The 25,294-nt window shown below is 69.2% G+C and carries 20 protein-coding genes; 13 read left to right on the plus strand and 7 right to left on the minus strand.

Annotated features, from left to right (window positions below):
• The first annotated feature begins 7 nt into the window (after positions 1–7).
• The 6 genes from tssC to FZ029_RS00620 all read left to right on the plus strand — a co-directional run bounded on the left by tssC (position 8) and on the right by FZ029_RS00620 (position 7,616).
• Entirely contained in the window at positions 8–1,558 is a 1,551-nt protein-coding gene (gene tssC / locus FZ029_RS00595) for a type VI secretion system contractile sheath large subunit (protein ID WP_149267599.1), read from the plus strand.
• Between the two features lie 50 nt (positions 1,559–1,608).
• The gene (locus FZ029_RS00600; RefSeq protein WP_149267600.1) at positions 1,609–2,406 is read left to right on the plus strand and encodes a type VI secretion system accessory protein TagJ; all 798 of its coding nucleotides are present in this window, start codon (positions 1,609–1,611) and stop codon (positions 2,404–2,406) included.
• 156 nt (positions 2,407–2,562) lie between these two features.
• Positions 2,563–3,039: a type VI secretion system baseplate subunit TssE gene (gene tssE / locus FZ029_RS00605; RefSeq protein WP_085089694.1), complete on the plus strand. Its 477-nt coding sequence runs from the start codon at positions 2,563–2,565 to the stop codon at positions 3,037–3,039.
• On the plus strand, positions 3,032–4,864 hold the full coding sequence (gene tssF, locus FZ029_RS00610; RefSeq protein ID WP_149267601.1) for a type VI secretion system baseplate subunit TssF: 1,833 nt from the start codon (positions 3,032–3,034) through the stop codon (positions 4,862–4,864). Before tssE ends, tssF begins: the two co-directional genes overlap by 8 nt.
• On the plus strand, positions 4,828–5,913 hold the full coding sequence (gene tssG, locus FZ029_RS00615) for a type VI secretion system baseplate subunit TssG (protein ID WP_149267602.1): 1,086 nt from the start codon (positions 4,828–4,830) through the stop codon (positions 5,911–5,913). Before tssF ends, tssG begins: the two co-directional genes overlap by 37 nt.
• Positions 5,914–6,074: 161 nt before the next feature.
• Entirely contained in the window at positions 6,075–7,616 is a 1,542-nt protein-coding gene (locus tag FZ029_RS00620; protein WP_149267603.1) for a class I SAM-dependent methyltransferase, read from the plus strand.
• Positions 7,617–7,638: 22 nt separating this feature from the next.
• Here FZ029_RS00620 and FZ029_RS00625 read toward each other — a convergent pair whose 3' ends face one another.
• A complete protein-coding gene (locus FZ029_RS00625) occupies positions 7,639–8,376 on the minus strand; it encodes a tetratricopeptide repeat protein (RefSeq protein ID WP_149267604.1) in 738 nt (245 codons plus the stop codon).
• A 243-nt stretch (positions 8,377–8,619) separates the two neighbouring features.
• Between FZ029_RS00625 and tssJ the strand changes: the two genes are divergently transcribed.
• From tssJ to FZ029_RS00655, 6 genes are all read left to right on the plus strand, one after another.
• Positions 8,620–9,333, plus strand: coding sequence for a type VI secretion system lipoprotein TssJ (tssJ, locus tag FZ029_RS00630; protein WP_247892082.1), 714 nt, complete (start codon positions 8,620–8,622; stop codon positions 9,331–9,333).
• On the plus strand, positions 9,330–10,868 hold the full coding sequence (gene icmH / locus FZ029_RS00635) for a type IVB secretion system protein IcmH/DotU (RefSeq protein WP_149267606.1): 1,539 nt from the start codon (positions 9,330–9,332) through the stop codon (positions 10,866–10,868). Before tssJ ends, icmH begins: the two co-directional genes overlap by 4 nt.
• Before the next feature lie 17 nt (positions 10,869–10,885).
• Positions 10,886–14,527: a type VI secretion system membrane subunit TssM gene (tssM, locus tag FZ029_RS00640; RefSeq protein WP_149267607.1), complete on the plus strand. Its 3,642-nt coding sequence runs from the start codon at positions 10,886–10,888 to the stop codon at positions 14,525–14,527.
• Positions 14,509–16,530 (plus strand): serine/threonine-protein kinase, encoded by a 2,022-nt coding sequence (locus tag FZ029_RS00645; RefSeq protein ID WP_149267608.1) that lies wholly within the window; start codon positions 14,509–14,511, stop codon positions 16,528–16,530. Before tssM ends, FZ029_RS00645 begins: the two co-directional genes overlap by 19 nt.
• A gap of 47 nt (positions 16,531–16,577) precedes the next feature.
• Complete coding sequence (locus tag FZ029_RS00650; RefSeq protein ID WP_211104084.1) at positions 16,578–16,997, plus strand: ATP-binding protein; 420 nt, start codon at positions 16,578–16,580, stop codon at positions 16,995–16,997.
• Between the two features lie 427 nt (positions 16,998–17,424).
• Positions 17,425–17,610, plus strand: coding sequence for a hypothetical protein (locus FZ029_RS00655; protein WP_149267610.1), 186 nt, complete (start codon positions 17,425–17,427; stop codon positions 17,608–17,610).
• A gap of 42 nt (positions 17,611–17,652) precedes the next feature.
• Here FZ029_RS00655 and FZ029_RS00660 read toward each other — a convergent pair whose 3' ends face one another.
• The 3 genes from FZ029_RS00660 to FZ029_RS00670 are packed head-to-tail and all read right to left on the minus strand — an operon-like array spanning position 17,653 to position 22,348.
• On the minus strand, positions 17,653–17,847 hold the full coding sequence (locus tag FZ029_RS00660; protein WP_149267611.1) for a hypothetical protein: 195 nt from the start codon (positions 17,845–17,847) through the stop codon (positions 17,653–17,655).
• Between the two features lie 59 nt (positions 17,848–17,906).
• Positions 17,907–19,805 (minus strand): response regulator, encoded by a 1,899-nt coding sequence (locus FZ029_RS00665; RefSeq protein ID WP_149267612.1) that lies wholly within the window; start codon positions 19,803–19,805, stop codon positions 17,907–17,909.
• 8 nt (positions 19,806–19,813) lie between these two features.
• Entirely contained in the window at positions 19,814–22,348 is a 2,535-nt protein-coding gene (locus tag FZ029_RS00670) for a response regulator (RefSeq protein WP_247892083.1), read from the minus strand.
• A gap of 275 nt (positions 22,349–22,623) precedes the next feature.
• Here FZ029_RS00670 and FZ029_RS00675 point away from each other — a divergent pair, with 275 nt between their 5' ends.
• Positions 22,624–22,977 carry a cupin domain-containing protein gene (locus FZ029_RS00675; protein ID WP_149267614.1) on the plus strand — a complete coding sequence of 118 codons (354 nt, stop codon included), beginning with the start codon at positions 22,624–22,626 and terminating at the stop codon, positions 22,975–22,977.
• Positions 22,978–23,004: 27 nt separating this feature from the next.
• Here the strand turns inward: FZ029_RS00675 and FZ029_RS00680 are convergent, their stop codons facing one another.
• The 3 genes from FZ029_RS00680 to FZ029_RS00690 form a co-directional block, all read right to left on the minus strand.
• Entirely contained in the window at positions 23,005–23,517 is a 513-nt protein-coding gene (locus tag FZ029_RS00680; RefSeq protein WP_149267615.1) for a hypothetical protein, read from the minus strand.
• Between the two features lie 156 nt (positions 23,518–23,673).
• A complete protein-coding gene (gene ndk, locus FZ029_RS00685) occupies positions 23,674–24,096 on the minus strand; it encodes a nucleoside-diphosphate kinase (protein WP_085089708.1) in 423 nt (140 codons plus the stop codon).
• 222 nt (positions 24,097–24,318) lie between these two features.
• Entirely contained in the window at positions 24,319–25,251 is a 933-nt protein-coding gene (locus FZ029_RS00690; RefSeq protein ID WP_247892111.1) for a choline ABC transporter substrate-binding protein, read from the minus strand.
• Positions 25,252–25,294: the final 43 nt, after the last annotated feature.

Consider the following 25,294-nt stretch of genomic DNA (forward strand, 5'->3'; position numbering starts at 1 on the left):
TAGCCGCATGATCGAGGCAGCGGCCGAATTTCATGCCGACGACGCGGAGGCGACGGTCCTTGAACGGCCGTTGCGTCTGCGGGCGGTCGACATGGCGATCGGCCGCGACGACCCCGGCCTGCTCGACGCCTTTCTGGCGGCGAAAGGGCCGGGCGAGGCGCTTCGGCTCTGGTTCGGGATCACCCTTCCCGTCTACGACAGCCTGGACACGCTGCGCGCCGCGCTCGACCGCGACATCGCGGCCATCGACACGCTGCTGTCCGAACAGGTCAACGCCATCCTGCATCACAAGCGTTTCCAATCGCTGGAGGCGTCGTGGCGCGGGGTGCGGACGCTGGTGAAGCAGGCGCAGACCGCCGAGACGGTGGTTCTGCGGCTGTTGAACCTGACCTGGGCCGAACTGTGCCGCGACCAGGAACGCGCCATCGAGTTCGACCAGAGCCAGCTGTTCAACAAGGTCTACAGCGACGAATTCGGCATGCCCGGCGGCCGTCCGTTCGGCGTGCTGCTGTGCGACTATGCGGTGCAACACCGTCCGACCAAGGAACGGCCGACCGATGACGTGTCCGGCCTGAAGGGGCTGGCCCAGGTCGCCGCCGCGGCTTTCGCCCCGGCCATCGTCGGGGCCGCGCCGGAGCTGTTCGGGCTGGAGACCTTCCACGAGCTTGGCCTGCCGCTGGACCTGAAATCGGTGCTGCGGCAGACGGAATACCAGCGCTGGCACCGCTTCCAGGAGACCGAGGATTCGCGCTTCATCGGCGTCGCGCTTCCACGCGTGCTGATGCGCGAGCCCTATGGCGACGATCCGCAGGCCCGCCACGGCTTCCGCTACCGCGAAGAATCGCTGGGCGGTGAAGGTGGAATGCGGCTGGAGGACCATTGCTGGGGCAACGCGGTCTACGCCTTCGGCACCGTGCTGATCCGCTCCTTCCTGCATCACGGCTGGTTCGCCGACATCCGCGGCGCGCAACGCGACGTGGTCGGCGGCGGGCTGGTGACCGAACTGGTGGTGCCGGATTTCGCCACCGACGCCACCAAGGTGGCGCAGAAATTCTCGGTCGAGGTCTCGATCTCCGACCAGTTGGAACGGGATCTGGACGATCTCGGCTTCATCCCGGTCAGCCGCTGCAAGGACACGCCCTATCTGGTCTTCTACGGCAACCAGTCGGTCCAGCGGGTCGGGCAGTACACCAACATGACGGCGACCGCCAACGCCCGGCTGTCGGCCATGATGCGCTACATGTTCTGCGTGGCGCGCTTCGCCCATTTCCTGAAGGTGATGGTGCGCGACCGCGTCGGCGCCTTCGTCACGCCGGAGGAATGCGAGCGCGATCTGCAGAGCTGGCTGCACGGCTATTGCCTGGGCAACGACGATGCCAGCCTGGACCAGAAGGCGCGCTATCCCTTGCGCGAGGGCAGCATCCAGGTCCGCGCCATTCCGGGCAAGCCCGGCAACTATCAATGCGTCATCCATCTACGGCCGCACTTCCAGCTCGATCAGGTCTTCTCGACCTTCAAGCTGGTGACGGAGCTGGCCCAAACCGGCGGAGCGGCGTGACCCGGCGATACCGGCGAGGTCAGGCGTTCCATCCAGGGGAGAAACCGATCATGAGCGAAACCGCAGCCCAGCTGTTCCAGGCGGGCCGCCTCGATGAGGCGATCACCGCGCTGAACGGCGAGATCAAGAAGAAGCCGACCGATCTCGACCGCCGCGTCTTCCTGGCCGAGCTGCTGAGCTTCGCCGGCAACCTGGAGCGCGCCGACCTGCAGCTCGACACCATCGGCACGCAGGAACCGCAGGTCGCCGTCACCATGGCGCTGTTCCGCCAGCTGGTACGCGCCGAGCAGGCGCGGGGCCAGCTGTTCGCCGACGGCCGCGTGCCGGAGTTCATCGACCAGCCCGCCGACCATCTGCGCCTGCATCTGGAGGCGCTGGTGGCGCTCCGCGCCGGTGACACCGCCGATGCGGTGGCGAAGCTGGCCCAGGCGGAGGAGATGCGCCCGCCGGTGTCCGGCAGCCATGACGGCACGCCGTTCGAGGATTTCCGCGACCTGGACGATCTGGCCGGCGGCTTCTTCGAGGTCTTCACCAGCACCGGCAAGTATTTCTGGATCGCCACCGAGACGGTGGAACTGGTCGAGTTCCGCGCCCCCGAACGGCCGCGCGACCTGCTGTGGCGCCCGGCCCACATGACGGTGCGCGGCGGCCCGGACGGCGAGGTCTATCTGCCGGCGCTGTACGCCGGCGCGCCCGCCGATGCCGACCCCGCGGTGAAGCTGGGCCGGGTGACGGAATGGTCGGAGGACGCGCCGGTGCGCGGCCAGGGTCAGCGCTGCTTCCTGGTGGGGGAAGAGGCGGTGCCGATGATGCAGTTGGGCACGCTGGAGTTTTCGGGGGCGGTGTGAGGAAGCGCGGGCCGGGTGCCCCATCCCCATCCCTCCCCCGCCTGCGGCGGGAGAGGGGGTAGGAGTTTTGCGGAAGTTCAGCGGCAGTCCCCTCTCCCGCGAAGCGGGGGAGGGTTAGGGAGGGGGCGGGATCCCCCTGCATAGGAAAGCCACTTCATGGATCGCAACCAGTCCATCACCCTGTCCGTCCTGGACCGTCTGCTCGACGACACGCCGGAGCACATGGCGCCGCGGCCGCACACCGTGGCGGATCTGCGGGCGGCGATCCGGCGCGACCTGGAGAACCTGCTGAACACCCGGCGGCGGGTGCTGGGCTGGCCGGATGACCTGACGGAACTGGCGGACTCGATCCTCGGCTATGGCTGCCACGACCTGCTGGTCGAGAATGTCGGCACCGAATCCCGCCGGCGCGAGGTGGTGGCGCAGATCGAGGCGGCGATCCGGCGGTGGGAGCCGCGCTTCGCCCAACTTGCGGTGAGCATGGTCGAGAACAGCGACCCCGCGGACCGCACGCTGCGCTTCCGGATCGAGGCGCTGATCCATGCCGATCCGGCGCCCGAGCCGATGGTCTTCGATTCGGTGGTCGATCCCACCTCCAACATGGTCACCGTGACGAGCAAGGCCCGTGGCTGACGAACTCCTCCCATACTACAACCGCGAGCTGACCTATCTGCGCCGCATGGCGGCGGAGTTCTCGGAGGCGCATCCGAAGATCGCCGGCCGGCTGCGGCTGAGTGCCGACGCGGTGGAGGACCCGCATGTCGCCCGGCTGCTGGAGGGCGTCGCCTTCCTCAACGCCCGCATCAGCCGTAAGCTGGACGACGAATATCCGGAGCTGGTCGACACGCTGCTCGACGTGCTCTATCCGCATTATCTGGCGCCGATCCCGTCGATGGCGGTGGTCCAGATGCGGAGCAGCCCCGACCTGACCGGCGCCCACACCGTGCCGAAGGGGACGGAGCTGGAGACCGAGGCGTTGCGCGGCGAGACCTGCCGTTTCCGCACCGTCTATCCGGCGACGCTGTGGCCGGTCGATCTGGATCAGGCGGTGCTGAGCGGCCGGCCGCTGGTGGCGCCGCCCAACCCGCGTGCGGGCGACGCGGTGGCGGCGTTGCGGCTGACCTTGCGCTGCCGTGTGCCGGAGATGACCTTCACCGAGTTGGGTCCGGAAACCCTGCGCTTCTTCCTGCGCGGCCAGCCGCAGCAGGTCTATGCCCTGCATGAACTGATCTTCAACAACACTGTCTCGGTCGCACTGGCCGACGATCCGCATGACCCGAACGCGGTAATCCTCGGCCCCGACGCCATCCGCCCGGTCGGTTTCGGCGACGAGGAGGGCATGCTGCCCTACCCCGCCCGCTCCCATGGCGGCTATCGGCTGCTGACCGAATATTTCGCCTTTCCCGAAAAATTCCTGTTCTTCGACCTGAACATCTCGCCGAAGGTGCTGCGCCGTGCCGGCAACACGCTGGAGATCTTCATCTATCTGAACAGCACCGACGGCGACATGGAACGCGCGGTGTCGAAGGACAATTTCGCCCTGGGCTGCACCCCGGTGGTCAACCTGTTCCGCCAGCGGGCGGAGCCGGTGGCGCTGACCCAGACCCAGCACGAGCACCGGGTGGTCCCCGACGCCCGCCGTCCCGGCGCGCTGGAGGTCTATTCGGTCGACAGCGTGCTGGCCACCGATCCCGACGGCAAGCAGCGGCGCTTCCTGCCCTTCTACGGCCTGCGCCACGGCGGGGTGGAGGCGGTCAGCCGCACCTATTTCACCGCCAGCCGCCGCCCGGCCGGCGGTCGCGATCCGGGAACGGAGGTGCATCTGGCGCTGGTCGATCTCGATTTCGACCCGTCCAGCCCGGCGGAATCGGTGCTGTCGGTCGAGACGACCTGCCTGAACCGCGATCTGCCGTCGCAACTGCCCTATGGCGGCGGCCATCCGCACCTGAAGCTGATGGAGGGGATGGCGGCAGTGGCCGGTGTCGCCTGCCTGACGCCGCCGACGCCCACCTTGCGCATCGCCGAACGCAAGGGGCACCGCTGGCGTCTCGTCTCCCACCTGCTGCTCAACCACCTGTCGATTTCCGGCGGGGCGGAGGGGACGGAGGCGCTGCGCGAGATCCTGCGGCTCTACGACTTCCGGGATTCGGCCGAGACGCGCGGCATCGCCGACGGTCTCGTCAAGGTGACGACCAAGCGCGGCACCGCGCGGGCGCCGTCGCGGCCGGGCGACGTCGCCTGGGGCGACGCCATCTGCCGCGGCATCGATGTCGGCATCGAATTCGACCCGCAGCGCTTCAGCGGCAGCGGCATGTTCCTGCTGGCGATGATCCTCGACCATTTCCTGGGGCTGTACTGCTCGATCAATTCCTTCACGCGGCTGACCGCTACGGTCAAGGGCCGCACCGGAGTGCTCCGCACATGGCCCGCCCGCGCCGGCAACCGCCCGCTTCTGTGATCGACCGGCTGTTCCGCACCCCCCACCGCTTCGACTTCTTCCAGGCGGTGCGGGTGCTGGAATGGCAGGCACGGCGCGATGCGCGCGACCCGCGCAACGCCCGCCGCCACGCCGTGGGCCATGACCATGACCCGCGCGAGGAGGTGGTGCGCCTGCGCGCCGAAACCTCGCTGACCTTCCCCGGCAATCAGGTGGCGGGGGCGGAGCCGGGCCAGGATGGCCGGCCGCCGACGGTGGTCGGCGCCTTCCTCGGGCTGGTCGGGCCGCTGGGCGTGCTGCCGCAGCACTACACCGAGATCATGATCCGCAGTCTGCGCGAGCGGAACCGCTCCCTGCGCGACTTCTTCGACGTCTTCCATCACCGCAGCTTCTCGCTGTTCTACCGCGCCTGGGCCAAATACCGGCTGCCGGTTTCCTTCGAGCGGGGTCAAGGATCGCGCGAGCCCGATCCGGTCAGCACCACGCTGTCCAGCTTCGTCGGCATCGGCCAGCCGTCGCTGACCAAGCGGCTGGTGGTGGAGGACGAGACGCTCCTGCACTATTCCGGGCTGATGTCGCGCGGGACCCGCTCGGCCGTCGATCTGCAGGAGATGCTGTCGGACTTCCTCGGCCGGCCGGTGACGGTGGAGAGCTTCGTCGGCGGCTGGCTGCCCATCGCCGCGGACGGGCAGACCCGGCTGCCGACGCTGGCCGAACCGGAGGGCCGGCATTGCCGGCTGGGCATCGACGCGTTGGCCGGCGACCGCGCCTGGGACGTCCAGGGCAAGTTCCGCCTGCGCATCGGCCCGCTGAACCATGACCAGTTCCGCGATTTCATGCCGGAAGGCCGCGAGTTCCGGAAGCTGCGGGATCTGGTGCGCATGTATGTCGGGCCGGAGCTGGATTTCGAGCTTCAGGTGACGTTGCAGGCGCCGGAGGTGCCGGGCGCCCGGCTGGCCGCCGGGGAGGACGACCGCGACGCCACGCGGCTGGGCTGGAACGGCTGGGTGCTGCACGCGCCAAGCCCGGTCGAGCGCAAGGACGCCGTGTTTCCGATGCAGGATTTGTGAGGCGTGCGGGCGCGGTGCCCCCTCCCTCCCACGCTTGCGCGTGGGTCCCTCCCTCCCCCGCTTCGCGGGAGAGGGACAACTTGCCCCCTCTCCCGCGAAGCGGGGGAGGGTTGGGGAGGGGGCACCGCAAACTCCGCACCCCGTAGACCAACGAGGACCCAATGAGCGACTGGAGCGCCGGCTATGTGTCGGACATCGAATATCTGCCGGGCTTCTACCGTGAACAGGGGCCGGCGCATCTGACGCTGAGCTGCCTGATCAACGGCATCGCCCCGCCATCCACGGCCAACGGGTTCGACTATTGCGAACTCGGCTGCGGCCATGGCACGACGGTGGCGCTGTTCGCGGCGGCCAACCCGCAGGGGCGGTTCCATGCGGTGGACTTCCACCCCGCCCATATCGCCCGCGCCCGCGATGCCGCCGAGGCCGCCGGCCTGACCAACATCAGCTTCCATGAGGCGAGCTTCGCCGAGATGGCCGACGGCGAGGGGCCGGAGCTGCCGGAGTTCGACTTCGTCACGCTGCACGGCGTCTACAGCTGGGTCAGCCCGATGAACCGTGGCGCCATCGCGCGCTTCCTGGCGAAGAAGCTGAAGCCGGGCGGGCTGGTCTATGTCAGCTACAACGCCATGCCGGGCTGGGCGCCGATGATGCCGCTACAGCGGCTGCTCTACGAGTATTCCGGGCTGGTCCACGAGCGCAGCGACCGGCAGGTCAAGGCGGGGCTCGACTTCGCCGAACAGCTCTACAAGGCCGGGGCCAAGATCCTGGGCGACGAGGCGATGTTCAGCAAGCTGCGCGGCGAGACCAAGACGCAGAGCGCCACCGACCAGTCGGTCTATCTGGCGCACGAGTATCTGAACGGCAGCTGGCAACCGCTCTACCATGTGGATGTCGCGCGCGAACTGGGCGAGGCGAAGCTGACCTATGCCGGTTCGGCCACCCTGTTCGAGAACTACCCGGACCTTGCCCTGACGCCCGACCAGCGCAAGGCGCTCGACACCATCGGCGTGCCCAGCCTGCGCGAGACCTTCAAGGATTATTGCGTCGGCCGGCCCTTCCGCCGCGACGTCTTCGTGCGCGGCGCCCGGCGCATCAGCGTGGCCAAGCGCGACGCGATGCTGATGGACATGGCGATGGCGCTGACCATCCCGCGCGCCGATGCCCGCACCACCATCCAGGTGCCGCTGGGCGAGGCGACGCTGGAGGCCAAGCATTACGAGCCGATCTTCGACGCGCTGGCCGACGGCCCGCGCCGCATCGCCGAACTGATCGACCTGCCGGAGGTGCGGCGGGCCGGCGGCAACCTGTCGGCGGTGGAGATCGCCGGCATGCTGACCGGCTCCAACCAGGCGATCCCGGTGCCGAACCCGCCCGAGACCGTGACGCCGCTGCCGGGCGTGCTGGCCCACAACCGCGCCGCCGCCAACGAACTCGCCACCAGCGAGGGTCGCAAGAGCAGCGCCTTCGCCGCCTCGGTCGGCGGGGCCGGCCTGCATGTCAGCACGATGGAGGCGCTGCTCTATGACGGCCTCTGCGAAGGCGTGCCGGAGACGCTGGACGCGCTGGTCGGCCACGCGATGCGCCGGCTGGCCGCGCCGGAGAATGCCGACGACGCCAGCCGCAAGGCGATCGCCGACAGCATGGACTGGTGCCTGCGCAACAGCCTGCCGGTCTGGCGCAAGCTGGGCGTGATCGAATGACAGGGGCCGGTCGGGACGGGCGTCAGCCCGGCGGCATCGCTCCGGCGCGGGCGTCCTGCATGGGACGCCGTTCCGCCTGATGCCGCCATTCGATCGCCTCGTCCTCATCCTCCGCGCCGCTTTCCTCCGCGCCACCGGCCCAGGCCGGGACGACGGTCTGGCGCAGTTCGGCCAGCGCCACCAGCGCTTCGCGGTCGCCGGCCGCGGCGGCGGCCTGCAGCCACAGGGCGGCTTCGGCGGCGTCCCGCTCGATGCCCACCCCCTCGCGCAGGCACAGGCCCAGGCGGTACTGGGCGGCGGGGTGGCCCTGCTCGGCGGCGGCGCGCAGCCAGCGCACCGCCTCGGCCTCGTCGCGGTCGACGCCCCGGCCGTCGAGCAGCAGAAGGGCGAGGTTGACCTGGGCGGGGGCCGAATGCTGCAGCGCGGCCAGCCGGTACCACAGCGCCGCCTTGGCCGGGTCGCACGGCACGCCGGCGCCATGTTCATGCATGAAGCCCAGGTTGTTCTGCGCCCCAACATCACCCTTGGCGGCGGCGCGGCGGTACCAGGACACCGCCCGGCGCGGGTCTGGCGGCACGCCGATGCCGTTGGCGAGCAGGAAGGCCAGCATGGTCTGCGCCGCGACATGGCCCTGGCGGGCCGCGCGCCGGTACCAGGGGATGGAGGCGACGACATCGGCCGTCCGCAGCATCTCCGCCAGCCGGTACTGCGCGTCGCTGTCGCCCAGTTCGGCTCTCATCCGGGTCCAAAGCGTGGGCATGGCGTTGGTACCTTCGTCAATTATCCCCCGGGGATCCGCAACACGAACAGCGCGCGAATCGGCTTTATTCCATTCGCCGCTTCGTTGTGGACCGTCCCCTCCCCCCGAGTCTGTCCCGCTGGCGGTCCCGGTTCAACCTCTCCAGCCGGCGGTCGAGGAATTGTCACGCCGGCGCCTTTGGTTGGGGATGACCATCCGTTCGTGCCCTGCTATACCCGAACGTATAAGGGGAAAGGTGTGGTGATGCAGAGGATTGCCGGCTGGATGCGGATCCGGAAGACGACATGGTCCGCTGCCGCCCTGGCCGCAGCGCTGGCGCTGGCCGCCTGCTCCTCCGCCCCGAAGCCTCCGCCGCCGACCACAATCCGGCTGACCGTGGTGGGGGCGAAGGCGCTGAACCCGGATCCGAGCGGCCGGCCGTCGCCGGTGATGCTGCGGCTCTACCAGCTCGGTCCAAGCGACGCTTTCGCCAACGCCGATTTCTTCCAGGTCATGGACCAGGACAAGGCAACGCTCGGCCCCACCCTGCTCGACCGGCAGGAACTGGCGGTGCAGCCCGACAACAGGCAGACCGTGACGATCCAGCCCAAGCCGGACGTCAAGACGCTGGCCATCGCCGCCGCCTTCCGCGCCTATGAGGAAGCCGGCTGGCGCGCCCTGCAGCCGGTGGAGCCGAACAAGGCGAACAATTTCGTCCTGACCGCCAAGGGCAGCACCATCTCGCTGGTCCGGCAGGATGGCGAGGACGGCGAGGACGCAGCCGCCGATGGCGGGGCCAAGGGCGACAAGCCCGACGCGGAGAAGCCGGACGCGGACAAAGCCGACGCCGATAAGCCGGATGCAGAGAAGCCGAAGACGGAAAAGCCCGGTGCCGAAAAGGCTGAACCCGCGCCGAAGGTCTCCACCGACCAGCCGCCCGCCGCCAAGCACAACCTGATCGTGAAGGGGCCGTCATGAGCGTCCGGCCGCCGCCCGACAAGAACCCGTTCGACGAACCGGACGACATCGACGCCACGGTGATGCAGCCGATGGCGTTCCAGCGCCCGGCCGCGCCGGCCGGCGGTCCTGCCGCCAATCCGGCGGCCGGGTTGGTGCCGCCCGCCTTCGGTCAGGGCGCCCCGTCCTTTTCCCCCGCCCCCGCCCCCGCTCCGGTAGCTTTCTCGCCGGCGGCCTTCTCGCCGCCCGCCTTCGCATCGGCCAAACCGTCCGCCGCGCCGGCATCCGCGTCCGCCCCCGTCCAGGCGCCATTCTCCCCCGGTTTCCGGCCGCTGGACGACGCGGCGCTGACGGCGTTGACCGCGGTCAGCGACAACCCGCTGATCACCGCCGCGGCGCCCATCCTGGCGATGGTGGTGCGGGTGCGCGACCTGCCCCAGCACCGCGACGTGGAGTCCCTGCGCGAGCGGGTGATCGCGGAGATGCAGCGGTTCGAGGCGGCGACGGTGCGCGCCGGCCTGCCCGCCGCCCAGATCCGCAATGCCGGCTATGCGCTGTGCGCCACGGTGGACGACGTGGTGCTGGCGACCCCCTGGGGCAGCCAGAGCCTGTGGGCGCACAAGAGCATGGTCTCCACCATCCAGAAGGAGACCTGGGGCGGCGAGCGCTTCTTCGACCTGCTCGACCAGATGGCCGACGCGCCCGACCGCCATTTGATGGAGCTGGAGCTGTTCTACCTCTGCGTTTCGCTGGGGTTCGAGGGCAAGTTCCGCGTCATGCAGCGCGGCTACAGCGATCTGGCGAAGCTGCGCGACCGGCTGTACCGCGTCATCCGCAAACAGCGCGGCGAGGCCGAACGCGACCTGTCGCCCCATTGGCGCGGGCAGGCCGACGGGTTCCGCCCGTTGGCGGCCACCATCCCGCTGTGGGTTCCGGCGGTGATGATCGTGGCGCTGCTGGCGGCGCTCTATGCCTGGTTCGTCTTCGCCCTGGCCGATCAGTCCGACGCCGCCTATCGCCGGCTGGCCGGGCTGATCCCGGACAAGCCGGTTCAGGTCGCGCGGATCGAGGCGCCGGCCACCCTGCCCGCCCCGCCGCCCAGCCGGACCGTGGCCGACCGCGTCGCGGCGGCGCTGGCCGCCGACATCAAGGCCGGGCTGGTCGAGGTCAGCGGCGGCACCGACGGCCGCGTGCTGGTCCGTACCCGGCTGAACGTCTTCGCGTCGGGCAGCGACCGCATCGAGCCGCGCTATGTCGAGGTGTTCAAGCATGTGGCCGAGGCGCTGCGCCCCGAGAAGGGCCGGATCGCCGTGATCGGCAACACCGACAGCGTCGCCATCCGTTCGCTGCGCTACCCGTCCAACCAGGAATTGTCGGAAGCGCGGGCCGACAAGGTGCAGCGGCTGATGACCGAGATTCTGGGCGCCGACGCCGGACAGGACAACGGCAGCCGCCTGAGCGCCGAAGGGCGCGGCAACACCGACCCGATCGCCCCCAACACGACGGCGGAGGGCCGGCAGGCCAACCGGCGCGTCGACATCGTGCTGGCGCCCTGACCGATGGCGAAACACCGATGCTGAAATCCATCCTCTCCGCCCTGACCTCCCGCTGGTTCCTGACGCTGGTCGCGGCGCTGTGCCTGGGCGCCATCGTCTGGTTCCTGGGGCCGCTCGTCGCCGTGTCCGGCGCCTTCCCGCTGGAGGATGCGACCATCCGGCTGGCGGCGGTGTTCGGCATCCTGCTGGTGTGGGCGCTGGCGATGCAATGGTCGCTGTACCGCCATCGCAACGCCAACGACCGCATGGTGCAGGCGCTGACCAAGGCGACGCCGGCCGCCAAGGCCGATCCCGATTCCGAAGCGGTGGGCCAGGAGACCGACCTGCTGCGCGGCCGGCTGCGCGAGGCGCTGGACCAGCTGCGAAAGGCGCGCTTCGGCGGCAAATGGGGACAGCGCTATCTCTACCAGCTGCCCTGGTATCTGCTGATCGGCGCGCCGGGGGCGGGCAAGACGACGGCGCTCGCCAATTCCGGCCTGCGCTTTCCGCTGGCGGCGGAGATGGGGCGGGCTGCGCTGCGCGACGTCGGCGGCACCCGCAACTGCGACTGGTGGTTCACCGACGAGGCGGTGCTGATCGACACCGCCGGGCGCTACATCACCCAGGACAGCCAGCCGGCCATCGACGGCAAGGTGTGGAAGAACTTCATCGCCCTGCTGAAGCGCCACCGCCCGCGCCAGCCGGTCAACGGCATCCTGCTGGCCGTCAGCCTTGCCGAGCTTGCCGCCTGGAGCGAGCCGGAGCGCAAGGGTCATGCCGAACAGCTGAAGCTGAGGCTGAAGGAGCTGCGCGGACAGGTCGGGTCGCGCGTTCCGGTCTATGTGCTGCTGACCAAGGCCGACCTGATCGCCGGCTTCGCCGAATTCTTCGACGATCTCAGCCGCGAGGAGCGCGAGCAGGTCTGGGGCGTCACCTTCCCGCTGGACGACGGCAGGAAGGGCGACGACGCCCCGGTCTACCGTTTCGGCGAGGAGTTCGACGCACTGACCGGACGGATCGCCCGCCGGGTGCTGGACCGCGTCCATGGCGAATCCGACATCCAGCGCCGGTCGCTCGACACCCTGTTCCCGGCGCAGATCGCTGCGCTGAAGCCGGCCATCGCCGACCTGCTGATGGTGATCTTCGAGCCCAACCGTTATGAGGAACGGGCGCTGCTGCGCGGCGTGTATCTGACCAGCGGCACCCAGGACGGCGCCCCGGTGGACCGGCTGTCGGAAATGGTGGCGGGGTCCTTCGGGCTGGAGCGGCCGGTGCTGCCGGCGGCCAGCGGCGGGCGCAGCTATTTCCTGACCCGCACCCTGCGCGAGGTGGTGTTCGCCGAGGCCGGGCTGGTCGGCGCCGACAGCGGGCTGGAGCGGCGGCGGCGCCTGCTGCGCGGCGGGACGATGGCGGCGATGCTGCTGGCCGGGCTGGCGGTCGCCGCCTTTTGGGCCAACAGCTTCACCGGCAACGCCGCCCTGGTCGCCGGGGTCGATGCCACCGCCGCCAAGGCGCAGGCCGAGTTGGAGCCGCTCGCCGCCGCGCCGCGGTCGCTGACCAAGGTGGACGACACCGATTTCATCACCATCGTGCCGCCGCTGAACACGCTGCGCGCCATCCCCGCCGGCTGGACCGAGCCGCCGCCGCTGGAAATGACCGGCGGCCTCTATCAGGGCGACCGGCTGGGCCGGCAGAGCGGGACGGTCTATGGCCGGGCGCTGGACGCCGTGCTGCTGCCGCGCGTCTTCCTGCGGGTGGAAGGGCAGCTGCGCCACGAGCGCGGCCGGCCCGAATACCTGTTCCAGGCGCTGAAGGTCTACCTGATGCTGGCCGGCAAGGGGCCGATGGACAAGTCGCTGGTGTCGGAGTGGATGGCGCTGGACTGGATGGCCTCGCTGCCCGGTCCTGCCTATGACGGCATCCGGCGCGACCTGCGCACCCATCTGGACGCCATGCTGGCCGCCCCCCTTCCCACCCTGCCGCTGGACGAGGCGCTGGTCGAGGAGGCTCGGCAGAGCCTGACCAACTATCCCCTGGCCGAACGCGGATTCGCCATCCTGCGCGACCGTCCGGAGATCCAGGCGCTGGCCGACTGGCGGCTGGTCGACAATGCCGGGCCGCTGGCCGGGCGGGTGCTGATCCGCCCGTCGGGCAAGCCGCTGTCGGACGGCGTCCCCGGCCTCTACACCTATGACGGTTTCCATAAGGCGGTGCTGCCGGCGCTGCCCAAGGTCGCAAAGGCGCTGGTGGCAGAGAACTGGGTGCTGGGCCAGCCGAGCAGCGGCCCGCAGGCGGTGGCCAGCGCGCAACGGCTGGAACAGGGCATCCTCGCCGTCTATCTCGACCGCTACGCCCGCCAGTGGGACGAGATGCTGGGCGACGTCGTGATCGTGCCGCTGCGCAGCCTCAACCAGGCCGCCGACGTGCTGAACACGCTGTCCGGCCCGCAATCGCCGCTGAAGCTGTGGCTGACCGCCATGGTGCGGCAGACCACGCTGGCGCCCGGCCCGAATGACAAGCCGGCGGATGGCAAGGGACCGGTGGCCGGCGGGCCGCTGGCCGGGGTGGCGCAGCAGGCGCAGGCGGGTGAGAAGGCGGTGGAGTCCACCGGCACCAACGCCGCCTATCTGGCGCGGCTGGCCGGAGTTTCGCTGCAGCCGGAAGGACCGCCACCGGGCCAGCCGATCAACGACCATTTCAAGGCCCTCCGCGAACTGGTTCAGGGCGAAGGCGGTGCACCGCCGAAGCTCGACGAGTCTCTGAAGCTGCTGGGCGAGCTGTACCAGCAGATCGCGCGGGCCGCCAACGCGCCCGACCAGAACGGCGCGCTGCTGGCCGGGCTGGCCGGCGGTGGCGACAAGGGTGCGGTGGCGGCGCAACTGCGCACTCTCGCCCGCGACCTGCCCGATCCGGTCGGCGGCATGGTCGCCACGGTGGCGCAGAGCGCGGCGACGGTCAGCGCCGGCGGCGCGCGCGTGCAGATCAACAAGGCCTGGCAGTCCACCGTCCTGCCCTTCTGCCGGGCGGCGCTCGACAACCGTTTCCCCATGGTGCCGAACAGCCCGGTCGATGTGACCGCGGCCGATTTCGCCAAGCTGTTCGCGCCGGGCGGCATGATCGACCAGTTCTTCAACACCAACCTGCGCCCCTTCGTCGACATGACGGTCAGCCCCTGGGCCTGGCAAAAGGTGGATCAGGTCGATCTGGGCATTCCGCCCGCCGTGCTCGACCAGTTCGAACGGGCGGCGCGCATCCGCGACAGCCTGTTCCCGGCCGGGGCGACCGCCGCCAAGGTGGTGTTCGAGATCACGCCGGTGGAACTGGACGCCAAGGCGACCCAGGTGGCGATGGACATCGACGGCCAGACGCTGATCTACCAGCACGGCCCGCCGCGCCCGCAGGTGATGAAATGGCCGGGGGCGGAGGGCACCAGCAGCGTGCGTCTCGGCTTCGGCCCGCCGCTGCCGGGCGAACCGGCCGGCATTTCGCGTCAGGGTCCCTGGGCCTTGTTCCATTTCCTCGCCGACGGCAAGCTGGAGTCCACGCCGCAGCCCGACCGCTTCACCTTCTCGGTGACGGTGGGCACCCGCAAGGCGGTCTTCGCCCTGCGGGCCGACAGTGTGAACAACCCCTTCGGCAAGAACCTGCTGGAGAGTTTCCGATGCCCGACGGCGCTGTAGGCGGCGTGCTTCCCGGACCCATCGGCCCCTATCGGGTCGAGGGGGTGCTGGGCCAGGGTGCGATGAGCGTGGTCTATCGCGCCACCGACGGGCGGTCCGGACGGCCGGTCGCGCTGAAGCTGCTGCGCGCCGAGCTGCTGGCGGCGGCGGAGCGCAACGCCGTGCTCGCCCGCTTCGGGCGGGAGGCGCAGATCGGGCTGAAGCTGGACCACCCCAACATCGTCCGGGTCCATGATTACGGCACCTTGGACGCCGGCCTTGGAGAGGCGGGCCAGGGCGCCGCCCCCTACCTCGCCATGGAGCTGATCCAGGGGCGGGAGCTGAAGCAGTATCTGGAGGCCGACACGCCGCTGTCGGTGCAGCAGGGCGGCGCCCTGATGGCGTCGGTGCTGGACGCGCTGGCCTTCGCCCATGCCCGCAACGTCATCCACCGCGACATCAAGCCGGCCAACATCGTGGTGCAGGACGACCTGACGCCGAAGCTGGCCGATTTCGGCATCGCGCAAATCTCTTCCTCCGACCTGACCCAGGCCGGCGACCTGCTGGGCACCCCCGCCTACATGGCGCCGGAGGTGCTGCGCGGGGAGAAGGCCGACGCGCGCAGCGACCTGTTCTCCGCCGGGGTGGTGCTCTATTACCTGCTGGCTCAGCGGCGGCCCTTCTCCGGCTCCGTCGCCACGGTGATGCAGCAGATCCTGTTCGTCGAGCCGCCGCCGCCGTCGCACGGCAATCCGGAACTGCCGCCGCCCTTCGACACGGTGATCCTGAAGGCGTTGGCCAAGGCGCCGGCCGACCGTTACGCCAGCGCCGCGGAGTTCGCCGAGGCGCTGCGCCACGCGCTGGTGGTCGCCGGCACCATGCAGGCGGCGGTGCCCACGGCCGAACTGACCCTGTTCAATGCGGAGGTTCCGACCGTCGCCCCCTTGCGCGACCGCGATGCGCTGGCGGCGGCGCTGGAAACGGCCCTGCGCGCCATCCCCGGCCAGCCGCTGGACGCCCGCAAGCTGACCGAACTGCTGGACATGCTGGCGGACTGGCAGGCGGGCAGCGGCGGCGACGTTCAGCGCTGGCAGTCGATTCTGCTCGGCGACGGGGTCGAGCCGCTGACCGAATTGATCGTCGCCTCCACCCCGGCGCCGCGCGCCGCGCCCGCCAGCCAGCGGCGCGACTGGATGCCGATGGTCCGGCTGTTCGCGGCGATGACCCGCGCGCTGGCCGGCACGCCGGCGGCCGATCGGGCCAGGATGTCGGCGGCGCGCATCGCCTTCGACCTGTCCGGCCGTTTCTTTCTCTATTCCGGCGAGCTGAACCGCGTGCTGATGGACGGCGACAACCCGGACATCCAGATGCTGTCGCTCGACTTCCTGCGGCTGGAGATCCTGCAGCACGCGCTGGAGGAGCTGGGCGCCGAGGCCGAACTGGCGCAGAGCCGCAGTGCCATGCTGATGTTCGCCGTGCAGGTCATCCGCAAGGTGACGCAGATCCTGCGCGCCTGCACCGACGGCAACGACGGGCTGGCCCGCTTCGGCGTCGCCATCATCCTCGCCAACATCGAGGAACTGATCGTCATGGCGCAGCGCCTGTTCGAGACCGGCGGCCAAGCCACCGGCGGCCTGCCCCAGGACGCTGTGGCCGAGTTCATCGCCGCCGCCGGCCGCTTCGCCAGCCTGTCGGTGGAAGAGTTGCGCGGCGAGGTCGCGACTGGAGCCGGCACGGCGGAGAGCTTCGCCGCCCGGCTGCGCGGTGTCGGCCAGCTCTATCTGTTCGCCACCCGGCTGACGGCGCCGGATTGCGCGGCGCTGATGCACAGCCTGTCGACCATGCTCTACGGCCTCGTCGCCGGGCTGACCGCCGACCTGGGCAATGCGCCGGTCGGCGACACCGGCGCCCGCAGCCGTCTGGTGGCGCTGGCGGAGATGGCGAGCGGGCTCGGCTGGAGTGAGGTGGAACGGATCGCCCTGACGGCCCTGCGCCGCTGGGCAGTGGCCGGCGTGGCGGCATAGCGGGCGGAATGGGGGCCGGAATGGGGGCAGAGCGGATGGACGATACCGTGACGAACCGCCTGGAAATGGTGCTGCGCAACGACCTGTCCGAACTGGAACGGCTGGCCGCTGCGGTGGATGAGTTCATCGAACGCAACGACCTGCCCCCCGCCCTCTCCTTCAAGTTCAACCTCTGCTTCGACGAACTCATCACCAACACCGTGTCCTACGGTTATGGCGATGCCGGCCCGCACGAGATCCGGGTGCGGATGGAAGCGGACGGTACCGAACTGCGGGCGGAGGTGGAGGATGATGCCGACGCCTTCGACCCCTTCGCCGAAGCCCCGCCCCCCGATTTGACCAGCGAGGTCGACGACCGCCGCGTCGGCGGCCTGGGCGTGTTCCTGGTCCAGAAGACGATGGACCATGCCAGCTACCGGCGCGAGGGCGGCCGCAACCTGATCCTGCTGTCCAAGAGCATCGCCTGAGGGCTCTGAGGCTAAGGGCTCTGGGGCTTTGGGCTCTGGGGCTGAAGGCGTGCGGAGTGACGCAACCGGAAGCGGCGAGGCACTCTGTAAAACTCACTCCAAAAAATCTTCACAGATCCCTTGTCGAGCCTGCGGTTCGATCCACAAGCCGGCAGTCCGGGCAAGTCCCCATCACTGGTGCGGTCTTATTGATGGCCCTGCGGACTTCCCGCGGTTTTCATCGAATGCCGACGAATTGCCTTCCATGACAATCCAGCAAAGCAGAGCGTTTCGCTATGCAACAACCCGACACATGACAAGCCGGGCAATTTCTTGCACTATCATGGATAGCCCCAGGTTGCGGGTGGGATAGGCCATTCGGGCTTCTCGCGGCGGACCAGGGGCAAGGCCATGGAAGGCAAACGCTAACGTGTGGAGTCGACGCATCATGACCGGGTCGCAGTGCCAAGAGGCACGCCTGCGCCTTGGCTGGTCGACACGGATGCTGGCGAACAAGGCCGGCGTGCCGTGGTACGCCGTCATGAATCTCGATTACGGAACGGGCGAGGTCGACCCGGCCATCGTCGATGCCCTCACCCGCGCCTTCAAGCAGGCCGGCTTGGAGTTGCGCTGAGCCCGATGTCTCTCGCCCGCCTTGGGAGAGAGAGCTTCTCCTTTATTTAGACTTTCCGGCAGTTTTCCCGGCCTTGCCCCTCTCCGCCGGGCGGTCAATGTGTTTGGCCGATTCGGTATCGGGGGTGATCGGTTTGCCGGTATCCGACACCTCCTTGGCCGCGTCGAGCGGATCGGCGATGTCGCGGTCTGGTTCGTTGGACAGCACGTTGCTGCTGGCGGATTTCTGGTCTGTCATGGGATGGCTCCTTCGATGGGGTCTCGCACACCACAACAGTCCGGCGCGGCGGAAGTCCCCTACTCGCCGATTCCCTTCTGCGCCAGAACCAGGAAGATCTTCTCTTCCAACTGGTCTGGCGTGAAGGGCTTGGCGATGTAGCCGCTGACCTGATGGGCGAGCGCCTTCTTCACCGCCTCCAGCGTCGCCAGCGCGGTGACCATCAGGAACGGCAGGTCGCTGCGGGACCCGCGGACCTGCTTCAGCAGGTCGAGACCGCTCAGACGCGGCATCATCCAATCGCAGATGATCAGGTCGTAGGCCGTGCCATCGACCTGGAAACGCTCCAGCGCCTCCTGCCCATCGGCAGCGGTGTCGACATGACCGACGCCGAGGTCCTGCAGGACGGAGGCGACCAGGGCGCGCGGCCCGGCCTCGTCATCCACCACCAGCACGCGCTGCGCGGCGAGGTCGATGAAGGGTACGCCCACCATCGCCAGCGATTGCCGCAGCCAGTTCGCCCGCGCCGCCCGTTCCTTCGCTCCCGGCGCGTTCAGCAGCACGTGGCGGACGAAGCGCGGGCGGTGGCAGTGGCGGTAGAGCACGCGGGCCACCGCCAGCCGGCTCTTGCCGCTGCAGATCGCCCCCTCCCCTGCCAAGCGGACGATGTCGAGCACGCTGTCGACCGGCGGATCGTCCTTGGCCTGGATCAGCGGAGCCAACACGCGCTGGGTGCGCAGGAAGGCGTTCTGAATGTCGTCGAGCTGGCTGCCGAGATATTCCCGCTCCTCCTCCGGGAAGGCGCTGGACAGCACCATGCGCTGCACCTCCGCCAGTCCCTTCAGCTTCTCGTTCCGGTCCTTCCAGCAGTCCAGCAGGCGGCCGGCGAAATCGCGGCTGTCGAAGAAGCTCTTCAGGTAATCGGTCACCGCCTTGGCCGCGGAGGGCGACAGCGGCATCTTCTGCAGCACCAGCAGGATGCGCAGCTTCTGCACGAAATTGCGGCCGCGGGTGATCTCCGGAACCGTGTCCTCGTTGACCAGCAGGGCGGTGCGGCGCTGCAATGCCGCCTCGGTGCGGACGCCGCCGACATAGGCGCCCTCGCGGTCGCGCAGGCGGGCGGACAGATCGCTCAACGCCAGGATCTCGCGCTGCACCGCCTCGATGCCGAACATGTCGCCGGCGCTGGCGATGGTGAAGCAGGCAGGCTTGGCCATCTCGCGGCGGAAGGCGGCGGCCAGCGCATCGCGCAAGCCCGGCATCGGCACCCGGCGCATCAGCGCGTCGAGCCGGCGGAACACCGGCGGAGCCTCGTCCGGCATCGGCCGGTCGGCGGCGATCAGCGTCACGATCAAGTCGATCAGCGTGACGAAGGACGCATCGCGCGCGCAGGACGCGGTACCGGCGTCGCTCAGCAGGATTTCGCCCAGCAACCGCTCCAGCGGCGTCAGCGCGTCGGGATGCTCGGTGGTCTCCGCCAGATCGAGTAGCGATTCGGCCTTCTCGGCGAAGCTGCGGCAGGCGGCGATGTGCTGGGTGACGGCGGCATCGAGCAGGAAGCGGCCGAGGAAGCCGCCGACCGACAGCAGTTCCGCCGCCGTGCCGGGATAGGCGTCGGGCAGGAAGTCGGGCGGCGGGTTTTCCTTCAGCCGCTCGCGCGACAGCCGGGCGATCTCGTTGACCAGCGGGGTCATCCCGCCCTTCCGGTCCATCGCCCGCTCTGCCTGGGTCAGGATGGCGACGAAAGTGGCGGTGTTGGACAGCGCCGTCTGGTGGCGCGGGTGGTGCAGCAGTTCCGTCGCGGTCAGCGCATTCTCGTCGAGAAAGCGGCGGCAGAAGCGGCCGACGCCGTCGCGGCCGGCGGGCGTATAGAAATCGGCAGGCTCGCGACAGGCGGCGGGGGCCGTTCCCTCCGCCTCGTCCGGCGCCGGCTCCGCTGCCGGCCCCTTTGCCGGACTGTCGTGACGGGAAGCCTCCATCTCCGCCCTCACAAGGCCAGAAGATCGCGCAACGCGGCCAGCAGCCGCTCCGGCGTCACCGGCTTCATCACGATCTGCCGCCCCTCCTGCGCCGTCAGCCCGGCCGCCGTCTCGCGCGAGGCATAGCCGGTCAGGAACAGGATGGGCAGAAGCTGGTTGCGGGTCTCCAGCGCACGGGCCAGTTCCAGGCCGTTCATCCGCGGCATCGACACGTCGCTGACCACCGCGTCGAACAGGCCGCCGGCCTCGTCATAGCGGGTCAGCGCCTCCTGGCCGTCCGACGCCTCCACCACCGTGCAGCCGGCCTCCTCCAGCACGAGGCGCAGGTAGCGGCGGACCGAGTCCTCGTCATCGACCAGCAGGATGACCGCCCCTTCTCCCTCGGCGACGTGCAGTGGATCGAACCCGGCCGGCTCGGCGGGCGTATCGACGGCGGGCAGATAGAGGGCGAAGCTGGCGCCGTGCCCAGCCTCCCCTGCCACGTCCTCCAGTTCGACGGCACCGCCGGACTGCTGCGCCGTGCCGTAGACCATCCACAGGCCGAGCCCGGTGCCCTTCCCCGGCTCCTTGGTGGTGAAGAAGGGTTCCCAGATACGGTCGCGGATCTCGGCCGGGATGCCCGTGCCCTGGTCCGTCACGCGGATCACCACGTAACGGCCGGGCCTCAGACTGCGATGGCGGGCGAAGAAGGCATCGTCCGGAACCTCCATCGTCAGGGAGATGGTCAGGGTGCCGCCGTGGGGCATGGCGTCGCGCCCATTCAGCGCAAGGTTCAGCAGCGCCTGATTCAGCGTGACTGGGTTGACCAGAACATGCGCGCCCTCATCCTCCGCCAGGATCGCCACGTCGATGCCGGCGCTGAGCAGCGGCTTCAGGAAGACGCGCAGGTCGCGCACCAGCGGCGCGACGGCTACCACCTCGCGTTCGTCGGTGACGCGGCGGTGGGAGAAGTCCAGAAGCTGGCCGGTCAGCGCCGCCGCCCGTTCGGACGCCTTGGCGATCTCCTGCACGCAGGTCAGCACGCGGTCGGGATCGGCGGGGTTGCGCTCCGCCAACCGGGCGAAGCCGCCGATGGCGGTCAGCATGTTGTTGAATTCATGGGCGATGCCCCCGGCCATCCGGCCCACCGCCTCCATCTTCTGGGCGCGCTGCAGTTCGCCTTCCACCCGGCGGCGGTCGGTGATGTCGTTCAACACCAGCAGCACCGCCGGCCCGCCGGCGTAGACGGCCTGGCTGGCGGCGACCTCCAGCCGGCGGCGCTCGCCATCGGGGCGCAGGGCGTCGCATTCCAGCCGCTGTTCCTCGCCATCGGCGGAACCGGCGAGCATTGCCGCCAGCGCATCGCCATCCTCCAGGAAGCCGGCGAGCGGCCGGCCCTCCAGCGCTTCGGCCGCCATGTCCAGGATCGCGGCGGCGGCGCCGTTGGCGAAGCGGATGGCGGCGCGGTCCCAGATGACGATGCCGTAGGGCGCCAGTTCCACCAACTGGCGGTAGCGCAGTTCGCTTTCGCGCAGGGCGGCGACCGTCTGTTCCAGGCGGGCGGTCTGCTGGGCAAGCTCCTCCTCCCGCGTCTTCAGCTCGGTGATGTCCATCAGGATCTTCACCACGCCGCCGGTGCCGGTGGCATGTTCGCTGATGCGGTACCAGCGCCCGTCGGACAGCCGGCCGTCGACCGGGGCGGAATGCTGCAGATGGCGGGTCAGCCGCTGCTCCACCCAGGCGCCGATGTCGTCCGCACCTTCCAAACCGCCGCGTTCGGCCGCCGCGCGCAGGATCTCGGCAAAGCTGCGGCCGGGGGTCAGCATGTCGGCGATGGTCGGATAGGCGCGGCGGTACTGCTCGTTGCAGATCAGCAGCCGGCCGTCGGCGCTGAACAGGACGAAACCTTCGGACACGCTGTCGATGGCGTCATGCACCACCGCTTGCATGAAGCGCGCCTCCACCAGCGCCAGCGTTTCGGCGGTGGCATCGACGCCGCAGCCGCGATAGCCGCGGAAGCGCCCGTCGGCGCCGCGCACCGGCACGGCGTTGAGCCGCAGCACGAGGTCGCGGCCGTCCACCCCTTCGAAGCTCACCTCCAGGTCGCGGAAGGGCCGGCCGGCCTCGATGTCGGCACGGTATTCGGCCCAGGTCGCCTCGTCGGCGACCAAGGTCCCCAGGTCGAACAACGAATCGCCGAATACCGTCCGCGGATCGCAGCGGAGCAGGGCCGTCAGCCCACCCGACAGCGACAGATAACGGTGATCCGACCCGGTTTCCCACAACCAGCCGGGGGAGACGGCGGCAAAGTCGCGGGCGCGGGCGCGCAGCCCGTCCAACTCGTCCCGTGCCTCGACCTGGGCGGCGTCGGAGCGGGCCAGCGCCGAGGCGGCGGACCCGGCACGAACCGCGCCCCACAGGGATAGCCCGCCGGCGACGGCCAGCGCGGCGGCGGCCGGCAGATCGATCCTGCCGGAGGCGGACAGGGCCAGAAGCGTGCCGAAGCCGATCAGCCCGGCCAGGGCGCCGGGAAGCGCGGCGGAAAGACGGGACGGCCCGGACACCGGTTCAGCGGCACCCGCAGTGCGGAGTGGTCGGTCGGTGTCTGCAACGTCCACATAGCCTCCGTCGGTCCGGAAGATCGTCCGGCGGCAATGCCGCCGGATTGTCCCGTCTTAGAAGGTCAGGCGTTAACAGCAGGTTTAGCACCCCGGATTTGGCACGAATTCGACAGCCTGAAGCAGATCCGGCGAGCGGCGGGAGATCCGGGATCCGACGGTGCACGTATCAACGGGTTGACGTTGAAAAGCCGGTGAGTTTCGCAAGGAAGGACCCCACCATGCCCACCGACACGCCGAAGGCCGCCCCGAATGCTGCACCGAATGCCGACGTGATCACCTGGAGCAACCTGCCGGCCCAGACCGCGGAGGGCGTTGAGCGGCGCAGCTTTCCCGGCACCGGTGCGTCGCTGAAGCACATCGTCATCAAGGCCGGGACCGCCGCCACGCGCCACGCCCACGCGCACGAACAGTTCGTCATCGTCGTGGAAGGCCGCGCCCTGCTGACCTGCGAAGCCGGTCCGGTGGATTTGCGGCCGGGGATGGTCATACGCTTCGACCCCGAAGCCTGGCACAGCGCCGACTTCATCGAGGACACGGTGCTGATCGAAGTGAACCTGAACCCGGCGGGGTGAAGCCGCCGGGATACGGGAGGCGGACGCTCAGACGTCGATGTCGATGTCGATCTCGCCGTCGTCTTCCGGCGCGCGGCCGAGCAGCAGGTCGGCGGCGTCGAGGGTCAGCGCCTCCACCTCCTCGTTGCGCTCCTCGTCGGGAAGGCGCAGCGCGTGCATCACCTGGGTCGCCAGATGGATCAGCATGGCGCGGACGCAGTCGTCCTCCGGATATTCCAGCGCCACCACGTCCTTCAGGAAGGCGCCCAGCTGGTCCGGCGTGTTCCACGGGTGGGTGATGACGGATTCGAAGCCGCTGTTGCCGAGGAAGACGGAGTTCAGGGCGATAGCCTGACGATTGATGCCGTCCACCGCCTCGTCCTGGTCCAGCTTGCCCTGCAGGACCTGGTTGAAGGCGTCCAGGCTGAGGTCGATGAACTGGCGGACCAGAAGGCGCACCACGGATTCGTCGGACAGGTCGTTGCGGGCTTGCGGCTGGGTCAGCACCGGCAGCGGTTGCAGCAGCGCCGCGATGATCGGCTTTGCGGACTGGGATTCCATCGCGGGCAACTCCTGTCGGGATCGGCCCCGGCATCTGCGGGGCAAAATGTTCACGGCCCCCGATACTGCCAGAGCTTGACGCAAAACGCAAAAAAGGCCGCCCCCTTGCGGGAGCGGCCCTTTCGGCAAGCCTGACCGACGGTCAAGCGAGCAGGATCAGCCCACCAGCTCGATGCCGGCGAAGAAGAAGGCGATCTCCTGGGCGGCGGTCTCCGGGGCGTCCGAACCGTGGACCGAGTTCGCCTCGATCGACTCGGCGAACTCCTTGCGGATGGTGCCCTCGGCGGCGTTGGCCGGGTTGGTGGCGCCCATGATCTCGCGGTTGCGGGCGATGGCGTTCTCGCCTTCCAGAACCTGCAGGACCACCGGGCCGGAGATCATGAAGGAGACCAGATCGCCGAAGAACGGACGCTCGCGATGCACGCCGTAGAACTGCTCGGCCTGGGCCTTGGACAGCTGGACGCGCTTCTGGGCGATGATGCGCAGGCCGCCGTCTTCGAACTTGGCGTTGATCTTGCCGGTCAGGTTGCGGCGGGTGGCATCGGGCTTGATGATCGAGAGGGTCCGTTCGACGGCCATGGTGGTGACTCCTGCGGGAATGGGGCTTTTCGCCGTTTGAAAAACACGCAGGCGCCGCCGGAAGACCGGGGCGCCGGATGGGCCGCTTTATAGAGGCGCTTTCGCGGCGCGGCAAGGCGTTCGTTTGGAGGCGGACGTCGCCTGCCTCCCGAAAAAATGCGGCCGCGACGGCATCCCGCCACGGCAGCAGTCGAGGAGGCAATGCGGAAAGACGGCGTCAGGTCAGGATTTGAGCGCGGCCAGCCTGGCCTGCGCGGCGGCCAGACCGTCCTTGCCGTCCAGCGTCGTGACGCCGGACAGCCAGGTCTTCAGGACTGCGGGATTCTTCTTCAGCCAGTCGGCCGCCACCGCTTCCGGCTTGCGGCCGCCGTTCATGATGCCGTCCATCACCGAATTCTCCATGTCCACGGTGAAGACCAGATTGGACAGGAACTTGCCGACGTTCGGGCATTCGGCGGCATAGCCCTTGCGCACGTTGGTGCTGACGGTGGCGCCGCCGAAGTTCGGGCCGAACCAGTCGTCGCCGTCGGCCAGATAGGTGATGTCCATCGTCTTGTTCATCGGGTGCGGCGCCCAGCCCAGGAAGGCGATCCATTTCTTGGATCGGGTCGCCCGCTTCACCTCGGCCAACATGCCGGCCTCGCTGGATTCGACCAGCTTGAAGTCCTTCAAGCCGAATGCATCGGCCTTCAGCATCTTGTCGATGATGAGATTGCCGTCGTTGCCGGCCTCGATGCCGTAGATCTTGCCGTCCAGCTTGTCCTTGTACTTCGCCAGATCCTTGAAGCTCTTCAACCCGGCGGCGGCGGCATAGGTCGGGACGGCCAGCGTGTATTTGGCGCCTTCGAGGTTGACGCGCGTCACCTCGACCGAGCCATCCTCCAGCACCGGCTTGATGAAGGTTTCCATGGTGGGCATCCAGTTGCCCAGGAACACGTCCAGCGACTTGGTCTTCAGCCCGAGATAGACGACCGGCACCGACGAGATGCTGGTGGTCGGCTGGTAGCCCAGCGCCTCCAGCGTGACGGAGGCGAGCGCCGTCGTCGCCGCGATGTCGGTCCAACCCACATCGCCGAAACGCACCGACTTGCAGGATGCCGGATCGGCGGCGAGAGCCGTCCCCGCCGGCAGGGCGGCGGTCACGGCTGCCAGCATCAGGCCGACGGCCAGGCCCGAGAGTTTACCGAAAGTCTTGCCC

The sequence above is a fragment of the Azospirillum sp. Sh1 genome (assembly GCF_008365135.1).
Lineage (GTDB): Bacteria > Pseudomonadota > Alphaproteobacteria > Azospirillales > Azospirillaceae > Azospirillum > Azospirillum oryzae.

Coding starts and splice junctions, on each gene's coding strand:
- tssJ (WP_247892082.1), top strand. CDS start 8,620: ATGCAGAGGATTGCCGGCTGGATGCGGATCCGGAAGACGACATGGTCC.
- tssM (WP_149267607.1), top strand. CDS start 10,886: ATGCTGAAATCCATCCTCTCCGCCCTGACCTCCCGCTGGTTCCTGACG.
- FZ029_RS00645 (WP_149267608.1), top strand. CDS start 14,509: ATGCCCGACGGCGCTGTAGGCGGCGTGCTTCCCGGACCCATCGGCCCC.
- ndk (WP_085089708.1), bottom strand. CDS start 24,096: ATGGCCGTCGAACGGACCCTCTCGATCATCAAGCCCGATGCCACCCGC.
- FZ029_RS00600 (WP_149267600.1), top strand. CDS start 1,609: ATGAGCGAAACCGCAGCCCAGCTGTTCCAGGCGGGCCGCCTCGATGAG.
- FZ029_RS00620 (WP_149267603.1), top strand. CDS start 6,075: ATGAGCGACTGGAGCGCCGGCTATGTGTCGGACATCGAATATCTGCCG.
- tssC (WP_149267599.1), top strand. CDS start 8: ATGATCGAGGCAGCGGCCGAATTTCATGCCGACGACGCGGAGGCGACG.
- FZ029_RS00660 (WP_149267611.1), bottom strand. CDS start 17,847: ATGACAGACCAGAAATCCGCCAGCAGCAACGTGCTGTCCAACGAACCA.
- FZ029_RS00625 (WP_149267604.1), bottom strand. CDS start 8,376: ATGCCCACGCTTTGGACCCGGATGAGAGCCGAACTGGGCGACAGCGAC.
- icmH (WP_149267606.1), top strand. CDS start 9,330: ATGAGCGTCCGGCCGCCGCCCGACAAGAACCCGTTCGACGAACCGGAC.
- FZ029_RS00655 (WP_149267610.1), top strand. CDS start 17,425: ATGACCGGGTCGCAGTGCCAAGAGGCACGCCTGCGCCTTGGCTGGTCG.
- FZ029_RS00665 (WP_149267612.1), bottom strand. CDS start 19,805: ATGGAGGCTTCCCGTCACGACAGTCCGGCAAAGGGGCCGGCAGCGGAG.
- tssG (WP_149267602.1), top strand. CDS start 4,828: ATGGCCCGCCCGCGCCGGCAACCGCCCGCTTCTGTGATCGACCGGCTG.
- FZ029_RS00690 (WP_247892111.1), bottom strand. CDS start 25,251: ATGCTGGCAGCCGTGACCGCCGCCCTGCCGGCGGGGACGGCTCTCGCC.
- tssE (WP_085089694.1), top strand. CDS start 2,563: ATGGATCGCAACCAGTCCATCACCCTGTCCGTCCTGGACCGTCTGCTC.
- FZ029_RS00675 (WP_149267614.1), top strand. CDS start 22,624: ATGCCCACCGACACGCCGAAGGCCGCCCCGAATGCTGCACCGAATGCC.
- FZ029_RS00680 (WP_149267615.1), bottom strand. CDS start 23,517: ATGGAATCCCAGTCCGCAAAGCCGATCATCGCGGCGCTGCTGCAACCG.